General features: G+C 65.7%; 20 protein-coding genes. 8 read left to right on the top strand and 12 right to left on the bottom strand.

Annotation, left to right across the window (positions count from 1 at the left end; genetic code table 11):
• Positions 1–21: 21 nt before the first annotated feature.
• From IG78_RS0132885 to IG78_RS0132840, 10 genes are all read right to left on the bottom strand, one after another.
• On the bottom strand, positions 22–1,212 hold the full coding sequence (locus tag IG78_RS0132885; RefSeq protein WP_051853135.1) for an acyl-CoA dehydrogenase family protein: 1,191 nt from the start codon (positions 1,210–1,212) through the stop codon (positions 22–24).
• Positions 1,213–1,290: 78 nt separating this feature from the next.
• Entirely contained in the window at positions 1,291–1,890 is a 600-nt protein-coding gene (locus IG78_RS0132880) for a GAF domain-containing protein (RefSeq protein WP_030570378.1), read from the bottom strand.
• Positions 1,891–1,904: 14 nt separating this feature from the next.
• On the bottom strand, positions 1,905–2,513 hold the full coding sequence (locus IG78_RS0132875) for a GTP-binding protein (RefSeq protein WP_030570373.1): 609 nt from the start codon (positions 2,511–2,513) through the stop codon (positions 1,905–1,907).
• Positions 2,494–2,859, bottom strand: a complete 366-nt coding sequence (locus tag IG78_RS0132870; RefSeq protein ID WP_030570370.1) for a DUF742 domain-containing protein — start codon at positions 2,857–2,859, stop codon at positions 2,494–2,496. The genes IG78_RS0132875 and IG78_RS0132870 overlap by 20 nt, the downstream gene beginning before the upstream one ends.
• Position 2,860: 1 nt before the next feature.
• Positions 2,861–3,274, bottom strand: coding sequence for a roadblock/LC7 domain-containing protein (locus IG78_RS0132865; RefSeq protein WP_030570367.1), 414 nt, complete (start codon positions 3,272–3,274; stop codon positions 2,861–2,863).
• 27 nt (positions 3,275–3,301) lie between these two features.
• The gene (locus IG78_RS44455) at positions 3,302–5,020 is read right to left on the bottom strand and encodes an ATP-binding protein (RefSeq protein WP_157855959.1); all 1,719 of its coding nucleotides are present in this window, start codon (positions 5,018–5,020) and stop codon (positions 3,302–3,304) included.
• Positions 5,021–5,681: 661 nt separating this feature from the next.
• Positions 5,682–5,936 (bottom strand): hypothetical protein, encoded by a 255-nt coding sequence (locus tag IG78_RS0132855; RefSeq protein ID WP_030570361.1) that lies wholly within the window; start codon positions 5,934–5,936, stop codon positions 5,682–5,684.
• Complete coding sequence (locus tag IG78_RS0132850; RefSeq protein ID WP_030570357.1) at positions 5,933–6,829, bottom strand: hypothetical protein; 897 nt, start codon at positions 6,827–6,829, stop codon at positions 5,933–5,935. The genes IG78_RS0132855 and IG78_RS0132850 overlap by 4 nt, the downstream gene beginning before the upstream one ends.
• Before the next feature lie 105 nt (positions 6,830–6,934).
• On the bottom strand, positions 6,935–7,537 hold the full coding sequence (locus tag IG78_RS44450; RefSeq protein ID WP_157855958.1) for a class I SAM-dependent methyltransferase: 603 nt from the start codon (positions 7,535–7,537) through the stop codon (positions 6,935–6,937).
• A gap of 17 nt (positions 7,538–7,554) precedes the next feature.
• Positions 7,555–8,202, bottom strand: coding sequence for a hypothetical protein (locus IG78_RS0132840; protein ID WP_157855957.1), 648 nt, complete (start codon positions 8,200–8,202; stop codon positions 7,555–7,557).
• Between the two features lie 761 nt (positions 8,203–8,963).
• Here IG78_RS0132840 and IG78_RS52800 point away from each other — a divergent pair.
• The 3 genes from IG78_RS52800 (at position 8,964) to IG78_RS0132825 (ending at position 11,732) form a co-directional block, all read left to right on the top strand.
• Complete coding sequence (locus IG78_RS52800; protein ID WP_430739061.1) at positions 8,964–10,022, top strand: aldo/keto reductase; 1,059 nt, start codon at positions 8,964–8,966, stop codon at positions 10,020–10,022.
• Positions 10,023–10,236: 214 nt separating this feature from the next.
• A complete protein-coding gene (locus IG78_RS46615) occupies positions 10,237–11,268 on the top strand; it encodes an asparaginase (protein WP_078965752.1) in 1,032 nt (343 codons plus the stop codon).
• Entirely contained in the window at positions 11,268–11,732 is a 465-nt protein-coding gene (locus IG78_RS0132825; protein ID WP_030570335.1) for a PPC domain-containing DNA-binding protein, read from the top strand. Before IG78_RS46615 ends, IG78_RS0132825 begins: the two co-directional genes overlap by 1 nt.
• On the opposite strand, the gene IG78_RS51795 is transcribed toward IG78_RS0132825, so the two are convergent.
• Positions 11,729–12,211: a transposase gene (locus tag IG78_RS51795; protein WP_404827791.1), complete on the bottom strand. Its 483-nt coding sequence runs from the start codon at positions 12,209–12,211 to the stop codon at positions 11,729–11,731. The two genes, IG78_RS0132825 and IG78_RS51795, sit on opposite strands and share 4 nt — an antisense overlap.
• Before the next feature lie 278 nt (positions 12,212–12,489).
• Between IG78_RS51795 and IG78_RS43035 the strand changes: the two genes are divergently transcribed.
• A complete protein-coding gene (locus IG78_RS43035; RefSeq protein ID WP_225882298.1) occupies positions 12,490–12,723 on the top strand; it encodes a hypothetical protein in 234 nt (77 codons plus the stop codon).
• 17 nt (positions 12,724–12,740) lie between these two features.
• Here the strand turns inward: IG78_RS43035 and IG78_RS0132815 are convergent, their stop codons facing one another.
• Positions 12,741–14,198 carry a hypothetical protein gene (locus IG78_RS0132815; RefSeq protein ID WP_030570332.1) on the bottom strand — a complete coding sequence of 486 codons (1,458 nt, stop codon included), beginning with the start codon at positions 14,196–14,198 and terminating at the stop codon, positions 12,741–12,743.
• Between the two features lie 218 nt (positions 14,199–14,416).
• On the opposite strand from IG78_RS0132815, the gene IG78_RS0132810 reads away from it, so the two are divergent.
• The 4 genes from IG78_RS0132810 to IG78_RS43030 all read left to right on the top strand — a co-directional run bounded on the left by IG78_RS0132810 (position 14,417) and on the right by IG78_RS43030 (position 18,236).
• The gene (locus IG78_RS0132810) at positions 14,417–15,289 is read left to right on the top strand and encodes a helix-turn-helix domain-containing protein (RefSeq protein ID WP_030570329.1); all 873 of its coding nucleotides are present in this window, start codon (positions 14,417–14,419) and stop codon (positions 15,287–15,289) included.
• A complete protein-coding gene (locus IG78_RS0132805) occupies positions 15,289–15,522 on the top strand; it encodes a DUF397 domain-containing protein (protein WP_030570326.1) in 234 nt (77 codons plus the stop codon). Before IG78_RS0132810 ends, IG78_RS0132805 begins: the two co-directional genes overlap by 1 nt.
• Positions 15,523–15,568: 46 nt before the next feature.
• On the top strand, positions 15,569–16,369 hold the full coding sequence (locus tag IG78_RS46605; protein ID WP_078965753.1) for an SAM-dependent methyltransferase: 801 nt from the start codon (positions 15,569–15,571) through the stop codon (positions 16,367–16,369).
• A 1,363-nt stretch (positions 16,370–17,732) separates the two neighbouring features.
• Positions 17,733–18,236 carry an ATP-binding protein gene (locus tag IG78_RS43030; RefSeq protein ID WP_051915556.1) on the top strand — a complete coding sequence of 168 codons (504 nt, stop codon included), beginning with the start codon at positions 17,733–17,735 and terminating at the stop codon, positions 18,234–18,236.
• Positions 18,237–18,701 lie beyond the last annotated feature (465 nt).

The raw sequence follows: 18,701 nt of genomic DNA, 5'->3' as shown, positions 1-18,701 counted from the left end.
GGCTGGCATGCGCAGGAGGGGTTAGACGATGTGGGCACTGGTGGGGTAGGGGGTCGCGAAACGTGCGGACCACTGGGGCGGAGGCGTTGCGGAGCCCAACTGGGCGAGCCGGAGCATCTGGAGGTCGTCGGGCCCGGCGGGCGCGGCCAGGTGGCGGATGTCGCGGGCCAGGCGGGGCAGCGGGTAGTCGGCGCGTGAGCCGTAGCCGCCGAAGAGGCGGGTGGCCTCCTCGGCGCTTTCGGTCGCGTTGTTGTAGCTGGTCAGCTTGGCGTTCATGAGTTCGGCGTCGCAGGGGCGTGCGTGGTCCAGGAGCTGGGAAGGGCGGTAGGTGAGCGCCTCGGTGGTCATGAGCTTGGTGTTGATGTGGGTCAGGCGTTGTCTGAGGACAGCCATATCCGTAAGTGGCCGTCCGCGGCGTATGCGGTTGGCGAGGAAGGCTTGGGCGGCGTCACGGACGTGCCGGTGCAGGCCGAGCGCGACGGCGGCGATGTTCAGGCGCCCGCACACGACGGAAGCGCCGTAGGCGGCGGCGAGGCCGTCGCCTTCCGCGCCCAGGAGGTGGTGGGAGGGAACGCGCACGCGTTCCAGATGCACGTCGCCCAGGCTGAACCCGTGCAGGGAGTCGAAGGGAGGCTGGCTCACGCTCAGCCCGGGCCGGTCCTTCTCGACGAGAAAGGCCGACAGGCTGCTCGTGTCGCGGCCCGGCGCGGTGCGGGCGATCACCAGGTGGACGTCGGCGATGTGGGAGTTGCCGATGAACGTTTTGTGCCCGGTCAGGGTGTAGGAGCCGTCGGAATTTCGCTGTGCGCTGCTCTGCATGCCCAGGACGTCGCATCCGTCGTCCGGTTCGGTGACCGCGATCGTCGCCCACATCCCGGCACTGATCTGCGGCAGCCAGTCCCGTTTCTGCTCGTCGGTGCCCAGGTGGTGGATGGCGAAGGCGGGGATCAGCGAGGCCTGCAAGGTGGAACCGACGGCTCCGCTGGCGTACGAGACATCAGCCAGCAGCAGCGTTTTGGCCAGGTGCCCCAGGCCCAGGCCGCCATAGTCCGGGCTCACAAAGACGCCGAGCCACCCCAGGGCGCCCATCAGGCCTGGGAGTTCGGTGTCGCCGTGGGTGCCCTTGGCGTTCATGCTTTCCAGGCGCGGGCGGATCTCGTGTTCGGCGAACTCAGCCGCCTGGTCCCGCAGCGCGCGCTGGGCTTCGGTCAAAACCAATTCCGTGGCAGACATCGGTTTGCGTCCCCTCCCCTGTACGGTCGTGCTCGGCATGAGGTGTGCGTGCCAGTCTCAGAGCAGGCAAGCCCCCTTCCACCGCTCCAGCTCGATCGGTACTTCCTGGGCCATGTCCTTGATCAGGCCCACGCCGTCCTCGCCCCACTCGACGGGTGTGGGGCCCACGAAGCAGGTGGTGCCCAAGGTGATGCCGTTGTAGAAGATCGGTGTTCCGAGGTAGGTCTGGACGCCGAGTTTGGGGCGGGCGCCGTTCGCAGCCCAGCGATGGAAGTCCTTGACATCGTTCAGGGCCAGCGCTTTGCGGCGGCCCAAGGTGTGCACGCACCAACCCTCGCTGGTGGGCATGGTCCGCTGAGAGGCGACCACGTTGTCGGTGATCACATCGCTGGCCGTCAGACTGCGCTCGGGTTCGGCAACGTAGAGGCCGACGAAGTACTGGCGGCCGGGTTTGACGATGTTGACCATCGCGCTGAGTTCGCCGGGGAGCCCGACCAGCTCGGATGCTTTGAGCGCATAGGTGCGCGCCAGTTGGTCGAACACCTCCACCGGGTGTTCGTCCTCGAGGTTGAGCTGCGGCAGCAGCCGCATCCTGGCCGCCAGATCGCGGTCCTGGGGCCGGCGGTGCCTGCCGGAGACGGGGTCGAAGGTCGTCACAGTGCTCCTCAAGGTCAGCGGGTCAAAAAGGAAGCCTCGGCGCGGTCACAGGCGTGCCGGAGCAACTGGATGAGTACCTTGCGCGCCGAGGGGCGCTCACGGGCATCGCAGTCCATCACCGGAACCCACGGCTCGAGGTCGAGTGCGGCGTGTACGTCACCGGTGTCGTGCGTGCGCATGCCGTCGAACCGGTTGACGGCTACGACGAAGGGCATGGTGCGCCGCTCGAAGTACTCGACCGGTGCGAAGGCGTCCGGCAGCCGGCGGGTGTCGACCAGAACGCACGCGCCGACCGCTCTGTGCGTCAGCCCGTCCCACATGAAGCCGAAACGCTGCTGGCCCGGGGTGCCGAACATCAGGAGCTGCACGTGCTGTGCGCCCAGCCCGTTGCCCGCAGCCAGAGGGAGGGTGAGGCGTCCGAAGTCCATGGCGACGGTCGTGGTGCTCTTGGCGGCGAGGCCGTGCAGGCTGTCGATGTTGCGGCTGGCAGCGGTGAGCTGCTCCTCTGTGCGCAGGGGGCGGATCTCGCTGGCGGCGCCCACAAAGGTGGTCTTGCCCGCCCCGAATCCGCCCGCGATGATGATCTTCGCGGGCAGAGTGCTGTCAGTACCGTATGAGGGCATCGAGAACCTGTCTGAGGAATATGGGGTTGTCGGGGTCGGGGAGGGGCCCGGTGGTGGCGGGAAGGAGCAGGCGCTCGGCCAACAGGTCGCTGACCCAGATGGTTGCCACGTTCACGGGCCGGCGGAGGCGTCCGGCGATTTCAGCGACCGAGCAGGGTTCCTCGCACAGGTCCAGTACCTGGTTGTAGTGGTGGGCCAGAGCGACGGTGGGACGGTTGCGTACGGTTTGGACAAGGGAAGACCGGTCGAGCCCATAGTTCTGGTCCGGTTCGACCCGGCCTTGCACCAGCGCGTAAGGCCGTACGGCGCCCAGGCCTTCATCGCTGCGCGCAGCGCCGTCGTCCACGTCACAGGGCCGACTGCGGGTGCGGTTGCCAACGAGGCGGCACGGTCACGTGATCTGGGATCTGCTGGATGATCAGGTTCGCGTCGTAGGCGGCCTGTTCGGTGTTGATGCCGGAGTCGGTATAGACGACGAACAGTGCGTTTTCCCCCGCCGCCATGATCAACAGCATGGCGCTGCCGTACTCCAGGAGCAGTGTGCGCGGCTGTCCGGCGTCGGGAAACTTTTCGGGGACTGCGCGGGCCAGTGAGTACACGCCGCTGGTGATGGCGCTGAAGTGTTCTGCGACCTCGCCCGCGAATTGCTCGGAAGAGGCCAGGAGCAGTCCGTCGCGCGAGCAGATGATGACGCCGTGCACGCCTTTGGTGTTGCGGGTGAAGTCGTCCAGCAGGGCGGGCAGCTCTTCAGTTGAGGGCATGATGCCTCCGGGGCAGGGTGGGGCCGGTCATGGGCTGGTCGGGGTGTCGCCTGGGTCGCCTTGCCGGGCACGCTGCAGGCCGGACATGAACCCCGGGGCAGTGAATCCCGGCTCGGACACGGCCGGTCTGTCATCACGGGGCGTGGAGGCGGCGTGCTGAAGGGCGGGCGGCATGTAGCTCTTGGAACGGTCGCGTGCGGGCAGCGGGGCCCGCGGGCCGGGCCCGGAATCGGCCTCCGTTTGCGGCCGGGGGCGCTCACCGGGTGCGTCGTGGCCCGCGGCGATGGCAGCACGAGGTGCATCGCTGGCCAGTGCGTGCTCGCTGCCCGCACGGACGGGCGCTGCAAGAACCAGCCTCTCGCGCGGGTCTCCAGGGCGGGCTGCAGCCGCAGGGTCCGGCACAGGCTGCAGCTCGTCAGCCTGTAGCGCGTCGCTGGTGAACAGCTTGGGGGGAAGTACCACCACGGCGTCGGTGGAGCTGTAGATGTTGCGCTCCAGTTTGACCCGCACCCCCAGATTGAGGGCGTTGATGCCGACGACGAACAAGCCCAGCATGTCCTGCGGGACACGCCCACGATGCCGTTCGGGGTTGGCCAGACGCGCGTTGAGCTCCGCGAGCTTCTGCTCGGCAATGGGCAGACCGTGATCGCAGATGTGCAGCGCCACGCCCGCTGCCTCGTGAGTGGCCCTGACGGTGACGGACCTGGACGGCTTGGAGTACTTGGTTGCGTTGTCCAGCAGCTCCGACAACAGGTGGACGAGTTCGGACACCGCGTGCCCGTGGATGAGGCCCTCCAGCGGTGGGACGACCTCCACACGGCGGTAGTGCTCGATCTCGGCGATGGCGTGCTGGACGACATCCCACAGCGGCTCGGCCGGCTGCTTCGAGCGGCGCGGACGGTTGCCGCTGAGCAGCACGAAGGTATCGCCCAGCCGCCGGGCAATGGTGATGGTGTGATCGATCGCGTACTCGAGCTTGAGCAGCTCGGGGCTCTCGGTGGCGTGCTCCAGGACGTCCAGCCTGTCCAGCGCGCGGGTGAGCAGACGCAGCATCCGCCGGGCCAGGATCAGCATGACCGCCCGTCCCTGCTGATCCGACACCTTGACCAGGGCCTGAAGCATGTCGTGGGTGAAAGAACGCAGCGCGCACTCCACGTCCGCCAGAGGGTGCCCGCCTGGGGTGGCGGGCGCAGGCTCGCGCATCGGTGGCTGTTCACCCCTCAAGAGGTGCGCAACCGCCTCGTCCGTGTCCTTGCCCGCCTGGGCCAGCACGGCACGCAGCCGGTCCGCTCCGGCCTGCCACGCGGCTAGGGCAGCCTGATGCTGTTGCTGCAGACCGCCCAGGGTGTACTGGACCTCTTTTATACGCGCCAGAGCCTTGTCCAGGTCGCTGATGGCTGCGGCCTGCCCCGATGCGGCGGCAAGCGGCATCTGTGCGGGTTCAGCCGACCGGGAGCGGGGAAGCGCACAGATTGCCTGCGCGACCTCTTGGACCTTGCTGAGCAGTTCTGGCAAGCCTGGTTCTGTCGCGGTAGTCCCGGCCCGGCCGCTGCGCCGACAGACGATCCCGGCCACGGCACCCATGCCGACGCCAGCGGGTATAGACACAAAGATTGGCACCAGCTCCGTACCGGCAAGCACAGCGGCGGCACCGGAGGCCAGGGCTGGAAGGCTCAGCAACATGCGCAGGCGCCGTCGCTCGCGCGTGGCGGCGCCGCGGCGGTGCCGGATGGACTGCTCGGGCATGACGTTCCTCAAGATCAAAATGGAGAGTCGGAGACGAGACGGGGGAAGTCCGCGGCCGGAGCCGGCTGCTGTACATAGGGGCCCGGGCGGTGCCGCAGATGGGAACGCGTCCTGCTGAGCAGGTCATACAGTTCCCTGGCCCAGGCTGTATCCACAGCCCGGCCGTGTGCGGGACCGCCAGCGCTGCGTGCATCCCATGGTTCGACCAGGACACCGTCGGCACAGTGCCGGCTCTCGTACAGCGACTCCGTGCATCCCCAGCGCGCGCCCGGACGGCAGGACGAATGCGGAGCGCGCCACCACGACGCCGTTCCAGGAGCGACAGCCGTGAGCATGACCTGGTGCACACCGCAGCACAGGACCGGCAGGACAAAGCCGCGCTCCTGCATCGCATTCCAGACGGGGATGCCCAGGCCCAGAGGCATCCGCAGAACATCAACCGGGTCACCCGCGGGGGCTGGTGGCCGGTTTGCGAAGTCGAGACGGGTGCCTGCGGGAAGAAGGAGCGAAGCCATGAGTTCTCCGGGCGGACGGTAGTACCGGGGGGCGGCGAATCGACACGGGCAGCAGCGACGACAGGAGGCAGGAGCGGATCATCCACAGCGCGATATGCGGCGAGAGGCCGGTACGGCAGAGCCAAGGACATACAGGCCCGAAGGCGTCAGGTTCCAGGCAAGGCCACAGACACCGCGGCGTCCCGCCCGCCGGCCGGCGGCAGACACTGCGCAGCCCTCCCGCGCTCACGGCCGCCCTCTGCAGGAGAGGAGGTGGAAAACCCGGCGAAGCGCGGGCCGTAGGCGCCGCAGTCCTCGGGCGGACTGTGCGAGGCATGGAGCAGCGTCACCCAGTGCTGCAGCGTGCACAGCAGGAACAGGATGAGCCACGAACGCAGGCGTATGAACTGGTGACGGATCATGTGGCCAGCTCCTTCGCGTGGGCGCGAACGCGGTGGATCCACGATGCGCGATCGGTGGTTTCCTCAAGAGTCGGCGTTAGCACCGGCTGGGCCCAGACCTGGTTGAGCAGCTCGACACCAGCGTCCTGGACGATGCCCGCAGCCCACTGCCCGCCCTGCTGGGGAAGCCACGGAGGCACAAACCACCGGCCGTGAAGCGCCGGTAGCCAGACCAGGCCGGGCCCGGGGACTGGGTCCCCCGACGACTCCTGTGTCCTGAACAATCCGAGCGCCTGGTGGAAGACGGCAGTCTCGAAGCCGGTTTCCTCAAAGACCGGCACCGGTCGGCCGAACAACTGGCGGGTCACCTCATCGGTGGCCCACGTCGCGTACCCGGTGACGACAAACGCGGGGAAGGCTTCCTCGAGCAGTCCACGCTCCTGCGGGTAGGCGCTGTTGTGCACGGCCATCAACGGGCCAGCCTGGTACTGCAGAGCGCGGCACAGCGCCTGGGTGAGGTGGGCGGTCAGTTGTTTCTCGCGGACGCCGGCGTGGTGCAGCACGTCCTGGGCCAGCAGGACCTCGATGGTGCCGTCGGCGGCCTCGAGCGTGGTGACGCTTGCGAGCATCCAGCCCTCGCGCAGGTTCCGTTCACGCATGTACAGGCAGGCATCCAGCGCAACCTGGTCCATGCGGTCGCGCGGAACGTCATACACGTCCCTTTCGAGGGAGCGGCGCTGAGCCGCAACCACGTCGTGGACGAATGTCTCCCGGTCGATGCACCGGATAGACGAGGCAGCGTCGAATGACAGGCGGGTCACGCTCTCCAGGGCGGGGATTACCTGTTCGGCGATCGCTGCCACGTGGGCAGTGAGTTGCGGGTAGATCTCCTGGCGGATCTCGCACGTCGTCATCAAACAGACCAGCTTCTGTGATCGATTCTGGGTGAGGGCTCGTCAGGCGCAAGCAAGGCAGGCGTGCACCTGGGGGAGAGCGGCAATGCGGGCAGGAGGGCGTTGTCAGTCCGGCGGGCCGACGGGGTCGCGCAGAGCGATCGCGTGCCTCTTCGTGCCAGGCACCGACCAGTGCTGACGCCATGCCGGTGCCGCCTGGAGGGCGTCGAGCCGGTCCTGGGGGAGCGTGCGCTGAAAGGGGCTGCTGGGCTCGGTGTGCCGGTCCTCAGCCACCGCGGCCAGGGCGTAGAGGACCCCGTCCGGGCGCAGCCACCGCGCGGCCTGCCGCAACACACACGCGACATCCAGGAACTCCAGCGCGAAACGGCAGGTCACCACATCCGCGCTGGCCCGGCCAGGGGCACCACCTGCCTCAGGGGCGGCGGTGTTGAGGTCCCACTGCCGGTAGCGCACCCCGGGCACGATGAAGTGGCGGGCCTGGCGCAGAGCTTCGGCGCTGAAGTCGTAGCCAGTGACGTCCGACTGCCAGCGCCGCGCGAGCTGGCGCGTCCAGCCCCCGGTGCCACACCCGATGTCGACCACTGCCATCCCGGTCCGCGGCCGCACCAGCCACTCGAAATCCCTCAGCTCCTGCTGGCACACCCTTGCACCCTGATAGCGCCGGTGGTGGTTGTCCCAGTCCGCAGCGCAGGGCAGTAGCGGAGGCATCGACGAAGAAAGGGTGGTCATTCCTGGCGACCGCCGGGCGGCAGGGCTCCCTGCGGGTGAGCGTCCATCTCCGTGCGGAACAGCGGGTCGTGGCTGGTCTGGCAGAACTGCTCCTGCAAGGCCTCCTCGCGAGTCCTGTCCAGGTGCAGGCGCGCCACGACCGCCTTCGATCCTGGGATCTGGCCCTCCTGGTAGGTGAGGACGCCACCCAGCCGTAACACGCACGCCAGGCCGGAAACCGGGCCTAGATCGAGCTTCGCGGCCGTGAGTGCGTGCCCGAGTGTCTGGGCGAAGTCGGGGAAATCGGGGCGTGGGTCTTCCACCATGACCAGCAGCTCGTCCGCGTCGGTGGCGACCACGTCCAGGCGTATCGGGAAGTCCGGCCGGGCCGGATCGCAGGCGTGGATGATCGCGTTGCTGACGAGTAGGCCCGCGATCTGTGCAGCTGCCTCCGCGAGCGGCCCCAGCCCCAGCTTCAGCACATGCGTGCGCGTCCACTCCCGGGCCCGGGCACTCGCGTTTGCGGGCACCAGTTCGGTGGAGCACCGGGCACGCTCAGGGCCCTCCGTGATGAGGGGGAGCTTCCCGACGCAGACGGGCCAGTGGTCCGCCGCGTGCTGTGACATGGGCCCGGTGCTGGTGGGCGACGGCACAAGCTTGCTCATGATCATCCGTTCGATGAGGGGCAGCGTTACGGGGACTTGGGGGGCAGAGCCGGCTGCCGCTCGCCCCGCGGTGGTCGGCCGTGGCGCTCTGCCGCGTACATCGCATGGGGTGGGCCGGAGTGCCACATGCGAGGAACGTCGAGCATCAGCGCTCGCATGCTTGCGCACGGTCTCGACGGACCGGATGGGCATCACGGGTCACTACAGCCCAGCCTGTGACGCGCGGTGTGCAGAGATGACCGGTGGGATGGAGCGGCAGATGGAAACGTGGGGCGGATGTGTGCCAAATGCGCCCCACGGTGTCTCCCTTCGCGACGGGCGGGCCGAGTGGCTGGGGTGAGGCCGGTGACGGCGGTGGCAGCTCCCGTGATGGGTGGCCGTCGCTCTAAGACGATGCCGGGAGTAGGGCGCCCAAAGCTATGCCAAACCGCTTCCAAACCTCACCAAAAAGCCCGTCAGGTAGCTCGGCTTGGGCGCACGTGGGGCAGGTTTGGCCTAGCGATAGCTGATTTGGGTCATGCAGGGTGGGGAGAGCGCGTCCTCGGCGTACGCCCGAGGCGCCTCGAGCGCGAGGAGTTGCACGTGGACGCAACTCCGGGTATGGAGACAAGCGGGAGGCAGGGGATGTGTGAACAACTGGTGCGCGATTCTTCTGAGCGAGCCTCTCTGCGCGGGTGGTCCCGAGCTGTCCTCACTATCGAATGCGCGCGGCCGAATAGTGTATTTGTTGTCGGACGTGCGGAGGAGCGAGGTGTCAGCGAGTGAGCGCTGCCGCGGGCCCGGCCGCGCGCTTGCTATGCCGCGACTCCTTCGTCCCACCAGTCGGCGTCCACTGCACTGTGAGAGACGACGACACGGCATCGCCCGAAGGCGACCGCCGGTTCCTAAACGGTGTCCGCCGTGCAGTTGAAAAGGGCGTCACGCTTTTGGACACAGCTGATTCCTACGGGCATGGGCGAGCAGAACAGATGCTTGGCAAACTGCAGCGTGAGTACGTCCACCCCCTGCACCTGGCGAGCAAGGTCGGAACTCTCCGAGGCACTGCCGTGCATCCGTACGCCGGCCGCCGCGTTCATCACCAGCTGCAGCAGACGTTGGACAATCTGCAAGTGGAACGGTTGGCTCTCTACACGCTCGCGGCAGTTGATTTTGGGCCGGCCGACCGATACCTGCAACCAGTCAGCGATCAGATGTCCGAACTGCGACGTCTTGGGCACATCGAGGCGATCGGAATGCGTGGACCGCAGATCAACTGTCTGAGGTCGCCGGAGGCGGTGACTCGCCGTATCGAGCGTTTTCTGTACCTGTTCGACCATGTGCAACCCGATGTCCTATGGATTCGATTCGATCCCTTCGCCCCTGCCGCACTGATCGATGGCGAGGACCTTTTTAGCTTCGCGACTCAGCGGGGTGTGAGTCTTCTACTCGCGCCCCCCGAAAGGTTTTTGGCGGGCGTGCCCGCAGGGAGCGCCAGGTACACTCCCGACACCCACGGAGCGGTAGGCGGGCCCTCAGGGTCAGCTCCTCAGGGGGTGTCGCAGAAGCGTACCTCCGGCTGCCCTGTGTGGTGTGACTCGCGAGCGCAGTCTCGACAGGCCCTTTCGTCCCTTGCGCTGCGCTACTTCCTGAAGAAGACGCCGAATGGCGCCGTATTGATCGACATGGGTTCTGAGCAGCAAATTAGCGAAGCCCTCGATAGACTCCGCCTCCCGTTGACGCCTCTGGAGTTTGAGATGGCTGAGAGTCTGTATGCCGCACTGCGCGCGGCCGGGCAGCCCTTGGCTGAGGACTGTGTCGCGTCACCTTGGACCCAGGCCTGATAGGCGCACCGCGGCGCGACCACTCTTCCGCCCGCTACCACAGATCACCCCTGACCGAGGCATGTCTCTGACAGGGGATTTCCGGCTCTTCTCCGCCGTGCCTCGTCAGATACTCTGATAGATAGTGATGCCTGCTCCCGGGCCCCCTGCGCAGTCTGAACAGCGCCGATAGGCTGCCCCGCATGCGAGCCAACCGAGAGCTGAGGAAGCACCAATGACCAGTCGCACGGCGAATCCCAAGGTGCTCCTCGTCAGTCTTGGCGGAACTATCGCCATGACCAGGTCTCACACTGACGGAGCCGCCCGCCCTACCCTCGGAGTCAGCGACCTGGTGGCCGCCGTTCCGCAACTGTCCGATACGGACGTGACCATCGCGACTCTCCCCGCTTCTGTCGCACCGGTCCCGGGGGCGTCGTTGTCGCTCGACGCTATCGAGGCCCTTGCAGTCCAGCTAGGCACTATGGAGAAAGAGGGCTCCATCGACGGGGCGGTCGTGATGCAGGGTACGGACACGCTGGAGGAATCTGCCTTCCTGATGAGCCTGATCTACAGCGGCCGGGCTCCCGTTGTCGTCACCGGCGCGATGCGCGCTCCTCACCTCGCAGGTGCTGATGGTCCGGCCAACTTGCTCGCCGCCGTGTCCGTGGCTGGCAGTTCTGCAGCACGTGGACTCGGCGTCCTCGTCGCATTCAACGACCAGGTCTTCGACCCCGCACGGGTGCGCAAAGCCCACAGCACCAGCACTGCTGCCTTCACTGCGCCCGACACCGGCCCACTGGGCGTTGTTGCAGAGGGGAAGTTCCGGCTGTTGGCGACTCCCGCACACACGCCAGCGCCCATCACCGGTACGGCGACCAACCGAGTTCACGTTGGTCTGTACACGGCATCGCTGGGTGACGATGGCAGCCATCTGCCCCATCTTCTCTCGCACGCCGACGGCATGGTCATTGCCGGATTCGGTGTTGGCCACGTCCCCGAACGCTGGGTGCCCGCCTTGCACGAGGCGGCTCAACGCATCCCGGTCATCCTTGCCTCACGTACGGGTGGCGGTACGACACTCTCAAGCACCTACGGCTTTTCCGGTTCCGAGAAGGACCTTCTGAACGGAGGGCTTATTGGTGCGGGCCACCTTGACCCCTACAAAGCACGACTGCTTCTCCTGACTCTCCTGCAGCGTGGGGCTGACCGGGATCGGATCCGTCGTGCATTTGCTCCGGCTGGAACAGCACCAGAAGGGCGTGGCTGATGCGACACACAGAACTGACGATGGGGCGGACCTTCGCCCTGATCTTTCACGATGGGGACGACTTCCTGAGTGAGCTCGACCGTTTCTGCCGTGAAGCAGGTATCCGACAGGCGATCATTCCGACGTTCCTGGGCGGGTTCCGGAAGGTAGGGCTTGTAGGAACCCAGGGGCCGCTGCAGAACCCGGATAGGCCCGTGTGGGAAGAGACGGTCCTAGAAACCGTGGAAGCGCTCGGCGCTGGCACCCTGGCACGCAAGCCGGATGACGACGATTCCGTGAGCTTGCACATCCATGTCGCGGTCGGGCGCAAGGACGCACACGCTGCAGGCAGCGTCTCCCACCTCAAATGGGCTGAAGTGCAGTTCATCCAGGAGATGTACCTGCAAGAAGTCATCTCGCCTCACCTACGGCGTCCTGTTTGTGACGACGTACCTACTTTGACGTTCGGGGAGCCAGAGGACTAAGGCGTGTCCTGTAGATCTTTCCTTGCCCATATCACCAGGGCGGCGTGGTAGTGGATGGCGAGCCTGTCCGTGCGTATGGCCAGGCCGCGCCATTGCTTGATGCGATTGGTACAGCGTTCGACTGTGTTGCTGATCTTGTAGTCGTCCAGAGTGAAGGTGGGTGGCCCGCCCCTGGCTCGGCCTCTGTTCTTGCGATTGGTGATGCGGACAGCCGCTTCCGGGATGACCGCCTTGATGCCGCGACGCCGCAGGTGAGTTCGGATCAACCGTGATGAGTAGGCGCGGTCCGCGATGACGGGGACGGGGCGAGTACGGGGAAGGCCGGTGCGCGGCACGCGGAGGTGAGCCATGACGGTGGCGAAGCAGACCACGTCGTGACGTTGGCCGTGCGACAGGACAAGGGCCAGCGGGTGGCATCGGCGGTCGGCGGCAAGGTGCACTTTGGTGGTGAGACCGTGAAGTCGACGCTGACACGCCAGTCGATGTCACCTGAGGCGTCAGCCTGGGCCTGCAGGCGTCTGAAGATGCGGCCCCAGGTACCGTCCCTTGCCCAGCGTCGGTAGCGGTAGTAGGCGGTCTGCCAGGGACCGAAGCGGGCAGGGCCGGTCCCGCCACGGGGCGCCGGTGCGGTACTTCCAGATCACGGCGTCGATCACGAGTCGGTGGTTCCGCCACCGCCCGCCGGCTCTTGAGACCTTCAGCTTCGTGCGCCACGTCGATGGCCTCCGCTACCACTTCGAGAGCGACGGTGAGAGCAATGGCCGGCCCGCCTATCGCCGAACCGACGGACAGTTGTGGTGCGTTTTGGGGGTCAGAGAAGGGCTGGCACTGCGAGATTGTCGGCGGCCTCGTCACCGCCTACCCCGTCAACAGCATCGGCAACGAGCCTGAGCCTCCTGCCACCGTCTGGCGCAGCTTCAAGAACGACCGCTCCTACCTCTACGACCTGCGCCCCGCTGAGCCACAGCGCGACTCATCGGACCCGCCCTAGAACGGCGATGTGGTGGACTACCCTCTGTGCGAGAAAGCGCCGACAAATCGAAGTGTTTCCTCGAGTGCCCGGACTGTCAGGTGCCGACTGCGCGGACGCAACAGGGCGGAGACACCGACATCACCGAGGTCACGGCAGCGCTGCACCAGCCAGGCCCACGGCAGGCTGAGATAGCCCGCGAGCGCCCGTAATCTCTGCTCTGGTCCGGAGCCTTCCATCACGTTGTGCTCACTAGCATCCATGAACGCCTGCTGGTACTCCCGCAGCACCGCGCCGCGCGTGATCGTCTCCGCGGCCCATACCTCGTCCGTGCGTACCCAGTTGGCCACGACGACACGGTCCCCGCGCGATAGAGCGAACCCGTCGACGGTCGTGTACTCGGGTCGTGCCGTCACACGCACGTGGCTTCCCCACCGTTCCATCAGCGCGACGGCAAGAAATAGTAGGATTTTCTCGTACTGGCCGCTTCGCGCTACCTCTTCCTCGGGAATGGCGAAGACACGAGGGCCGGAGAGCTCTTTGAGGTATTCCACTTTGTGCTGGAAGAAAAGCCACGCAGAGGCTTGTTCCCCCGTCTGTTCGCGGGTCCAAAAGACCGGCGTCTCTGTGCGGCCTTCCAAATGGGACCGGAGGTAGCGTGCACAGAACGCGGACCCCGTCCAGCTAGCAGCCACCGAGGTGAGGGTGGGCAAGGCCATATGGCCGGGAGCGGACCGGGGCAATGCCAAGTAGGTGTCCAGCAGTGGCTGTTGTTCGGCCAGCGTCAGGTCGTCGGCCAGGAGCCCGTCATCGAACTGAACCAGCGACCACACCAGGCCGAAGGTGAGGTCGTCGAGCTCGTAGGCGCGTGGAACGGCGATAGGTTCGCCAGAGGGGTACTGCTGCCGCCGCAGCCCGCACCCGTCGATGACGTATACCCGCGGATCCGCGTGCCCCTCCACTCCGAGGAGGAAGCCGCGGCGGGCTGGCCGCAGGAAGCCGTGCAGAGCTTCCGCCGAGGTGGGGACAACGGTAGTCCAGATGCCCTCAGACGTCGCCGGGTGAGCCTGCACCGCAACTGCCGTACCGTCCAGGACATTTCTGCCGGCCAGTTCCCACGTACCCGTGTCCTCTGCGGCCGCAGCGAACAGTCGCGAAGTCGGCCAGCGACCGACCGCCCAGTCCACGGCCTGCAGCCTGCGTCGTACCGCAGACTCCTTGGCGGAGACCGGCTCCGGGGCTGGGCTAAAGAGCCGGTCACACTGGTGTCCCAGCATCTTCTCCAACACGATGCGGGCGGGATTCTGCGGCGTGCCCTGCCAGCCTGCCGCCCACCTTCTGAAGGTGTTCTCAGCGACAGTCGCAGAGGCGATCTCCGGTTTCTTGAGTTCATGGCTCAAATACCGTGCCGTCGCCTCGTACCGCATGGCGAACAAGGTCCAGTCCCCTAGGTGCAGTTCGTCAAGACAGCGCTGGAACAGCGTGGGGCCGGGCATCTCGGACCTTCCTGAGATGAGGCGCAGCGAACCGTCGTACGCGGAGCTACGTGAGCTGAGTCACTACGCAACTATGCTCCTCGCGGACGGCTTGTGACAAGTCCTCACCATGCAGCCGCCGCCATGCAACTTGCATGAGCTGTGTTGCACCCTGGTCGGCACCGGCCCTGCCATGGCACACTTCTCCGAGTGACCAGCGCAGGGGAGGGGGACCCGACGTGAGCGCTCCACGACCTGCCCCGACAGTGGGTCAAATGGTGCTGGGCAGACGTCTCCTCGGATACCGCGAGACTGCTGGCTTGACTGCTCTGCAGGCATCCAAAGCAGTGCATGTGTCTCTGACCACCGTCACGCGGATGGAGAAGGCGGAGACGCCGCTGAAGTGGGCGACGGTCAAAGCGCTTCTGGAGCTGTACGACGTGGAGGCGCAGGAGACAGAGGAGTTCCTCCAACTCACCGTCAAGGCCAACGAGCCCGGTTGGTGGCAGAGCTTCAGCGACGTGCTCCCGAACTGGTTCAGCATCCACGTGTCACTGGAGACCGCAGCCACTCAGCTTCGCATCTACGAGCCCCACGTAGTGCCAGGACTGTTGCAGACCAGGCAATACGCCGAGGCAGTTCTCCGGGCGGGCCTGCCCCGGATGACACCCGACGTCCTCGACAGGCACGTGACTCTTCGCATGAAGCGACAGGAGATCCTGACGCGTACGAGACCGGCGCGCCCGCCAAAAGTGTGGGTGGTCATGGACGAAACCTGTCTGCGCCGACCGGTGGGCGACCGCAGCGTGATGGCCGGTCAGATTGACCGCCTGCTGGAAGTCGCAGACTTGCCGAACCTGACCTTGCAGGTGTGCCCCCTTGAGGCAGGTCTGCACCCCGGGGCGTTCGGCCCCTTCCACATCTTTCGCTTCGCAGTTCCTGAACTCCCCGACGTAGTCAGCACGGACATGCTCAGCGGTGCTAAGTACACCGAAGACGAGGACGCGGCAGGACTCTTCCGCGAAGCCCTCGACCACATGAGTAGCGTGCACGCCCTCGATCGGGAGTCGACCAAGGATTTTCTCGCTGATGCCCGTAAGGAGCTTCCTTGATGAGTCACGTTATCGATGCCGACAATGACCTGGGGACGGAAGAGTGGTGTAAACCATGGAGCGGCAGCAACGGCGGGGCTTGCTTCGAAGTCAAGCAGTTGCCCGAGGGGAAGGTTGCCATCCGTCAATCCACTCAGCCGGGCGGACCCGCACTGGTCTTCCCTGGCGAGGCCGTCCGCGCCTTCGTCGAGGGAGCCAAAGGCGGGGATGCGGATTTCCTGCTCTCCCGATGACTGATACCTCCCAGAGTCTGGCGCTCAAGAAAACGGAGCCGGAAGAGTGTCTGATGCAGAAGACGTCTTAGGTGCAATCGATACCAGTAAGCCGCACGGGGCGCGCATGTACGACTGGTACCTAAATGGTAAAGATCACTACCCCCGCGACCGGGCAGCGGCCGAGCAGGTCCAGCAGATGTTCCCAGACGTGGGCCCACTCGCACGCATCAATAGACGATTCATGCACCAGGCGTCACGGCTGCTCGCCGAGCGTGGGGTAAAGCAGTTCCTCGATATTGGAACCGGGATCCCAACCGAACCAAACCTCCACCAGGTGGTTCAAGAGGTCTCACGGGACGCCAAAGTGATGTACGTCGACCGCGACCCCACCGTCCTGGCTCATGCTCAAGCGTTACTTCGCAGCACTCCTGAGGGGCAGACGCAGTACCTGCACGCAGATGTCCGGGAGCCAGGGAAGATCACCGCTGCGGCCAGTAAGTTCCTCAACTTCCAGGAACCCGTAGCCCTTTCCATGGTGGCAGTACTTCATTTCATCGAGGACAACAGCAAGCCGTACGACCTTCTAGCACGATTGCTAGAGCCTCTCCCGCGCGGCAGTTGCCTCATGCTCTCACACGTAACTGGAGACCTTGACCCCGCTACATGGGACAAAGTCGTCGCCTACTACCGCAAGATCGGAACCTCCGCACAAGCAAGATCTCGCCGCGAGTTCGCTGATTTCTTCTCCGGACTCCAACTTTTCGAGCCTGGGGTCCAACTCGTGGAGGAATGGGAACCCACATTGCAGGGCGATGGCTCAGGCGCCCCCCTCCCGTTATACGTAGGCGTAGCGCAAAAGGTGTAGACGGCCATGCGGGCGAGGTCCGGCGCCTCGGCGCAGATTGCTCGAATGAGCGCCGGCCTCCGCCTGTATCGCAAGGCGTGATCGGGAATCTCCGAGAACTTGTCTCCCCGTTCTGGGGCTGTTCTCGTGGGTGCTGCAGGGTGGCGGCATGCTCAGTATGTGCCTCGAGCGCAACGGGGCCGTCGGTCGCAGAGGCGCTCTCCCGACAGCACAATGACTGCTTAAAGGCTTCGGCGGATCCAGCCACGCCGATCTAACTGCCGCTGCCAGTGCCCACGTCCTGCGGCATCAAAAGCGGCTATGGCAGCGTACTCATATTTCCTCCATTCCAGGCAACCTTGGAAGCCGACTGCCTTGAACGACAATGCCCGCAGTGATCCGATCTGCGAGCGGTGCGCAACAACAGGCGCTTCACACGGCTTTGTGGCGTCGAATTCTGCTGCCACAGGGCTCGCGTTCAGCGGCTAGCTCGACGCCGTCGAGACGCCAGCACGTGACGAGACCTCTCGTCGCCCGGTCGCTACTCTGTAGGGTGCTTCCGCACAGTGTGAAAGGCAAGGCGGGTTCCGCTATACCCCGAAACCCCTCAGGTTCTGCGCACTAGCCAGCACTTTGGTGAACTTTGGGGCGGGTTTACGCATAGCTTTGAGTGACCGGACTAAGGCATGCTTCTAAGTGTGGCCAACGAGGTGTCATGCATTTCGGCGGCTCTACATCTGCTGGAGCCTACGTCAGGCCGCTCCAACCCCGGCGCACCCTCAGCTAGGCCGAGTCCTTGGATGTCGATCCTACATTCGCCTGCTGCTGCGACTCGACTCTTCACTAGGAATCCGATGCAAGCGATGAAACGCATGAAACGCTGTACATGCGCACGTTGGCCACGAGATGGACCGAAGCGGTCCGCGTGCTACCAGAACGTCAAAACCGAACCGAGCCGGACGCACCCCCTCCGCTTGCAGAACGAGTTGCGCCGGCCGCAACTGCATGCCGGGCCAGATATGACTGGCCGCCACCCGTAGGGCGGTCAGCAACGGCCTACGGCTTCTTACTCTTGCGCAGCCAGGCGAATGGCCTCCGGCCGGTACTCACCCTTTGCACATCGACCGCAATGGCTTTCGCTGCCAGCGCGATCCACGCCCTTATGGCCTCTGGACGGTCTTCTCGGTCCGTGCTCTCGCTGTCCGGAGAGGCGAGCGGACCCTGGCGCGAGGCGACGGGCGCAGGAGCCCGCGCCCCCTCCACCGATCTCCATTGAGGACGTTGCGATGCCCACACCACGCTCTCGTCGGCACCTTCGCGGCTACTCGGTCGTGAGCCTGCCGATGGCTGGATCAGCCGCCTTCGCGTCGCAGGGAGCATTGCAATGAGGCTGCCCCTAATCGGTGCGTACCGCGGCAACCGTGAGATCGATGTCTTGCTGCAGGGGGCACTGTTGCTGCCTGATACCCCCAAGCGGTCCACCTGCCCCGCGCCAGGAGTAGCACCCGCCGCCGACCCTGTCCTCTCAAGCTCCATTGCACGTGACATAGGCCGCGTATCCAGCGTGCGCCAGAGGGTCAAGACTCGGCTGGAGGCGTGGGGGGTGAGCGAGGATCGCTCTGCGGAGATTGTGCTTGGCGTCTCTGAGCTGGTCGCCAATGGTATCCAGCACGGTCTGTGTGGGGTGGTGGAGGTGGAGGTGCGCCTCGTTGACGCGGGAGTGCTGGTCCACGTCACCGACGGGAACCCGGAGCCGGCCCGACTGCGCGATGCGGACAGCGACGAGGAGTCGGGCCGGGGCTTAGCGCTGGTGTCCGCACTCGCCCACAAATGGGCAGTAGCCGATGGCGGCAGAACCACGTGCGCGTTGTTCGGGGTCGACCAGTGACCGCGGTAGCCGGCCCGCCTGACCGGCCTAAAGCCCACGACGACCTGGAGCTATCTGTGTCCCATGCACGCGGCTCCACCTGCTGTCCTGCTCATACGGCACGAGCAAGCGGCGTTTGCGGCCGAAAGGAAGTCCACCTGCCCGAGCGGAACGCGCATGATGTGAACAGGAGCCTCGTGAACGCCGTGAAGAGAGCCCTACGCGGTCTGGTCGTGCTCCGCACAAGGTGCCTAGGACGTCCAAGGGATCAGGATGTCGGACGGCGTCGGGCTGAACTCCGCGGTGTCGCGGTGACCTCGCACACGGCCAAGACCGGGAACGACCGGTCGGACGGGACCCGGCTTGTGTTCGCTCTGACGATCTTGGCCGTCTGCACTGCCGTCATCGCCTTCCTGCCGCTGAAAGAACACTTCTGAGCTGGTCGTTCCCGCCGCGGACCTGCGGGAACGGCCAGGAGGGGCCCTT

Source organism: Streptomyces aureocirculatus, assembly GCF_000720475.1.
GTDB lineage: Bacteria > Actinomycetota > Actinomycetes > Streptomycetales > Streptomycetaceae > Streptomyces > Streptomyces aureocirculatus.
Note: the sequence above shows the minus strand (reverse complement) of the source record. Positions and strands in the feature narration are given on the sequence as shown.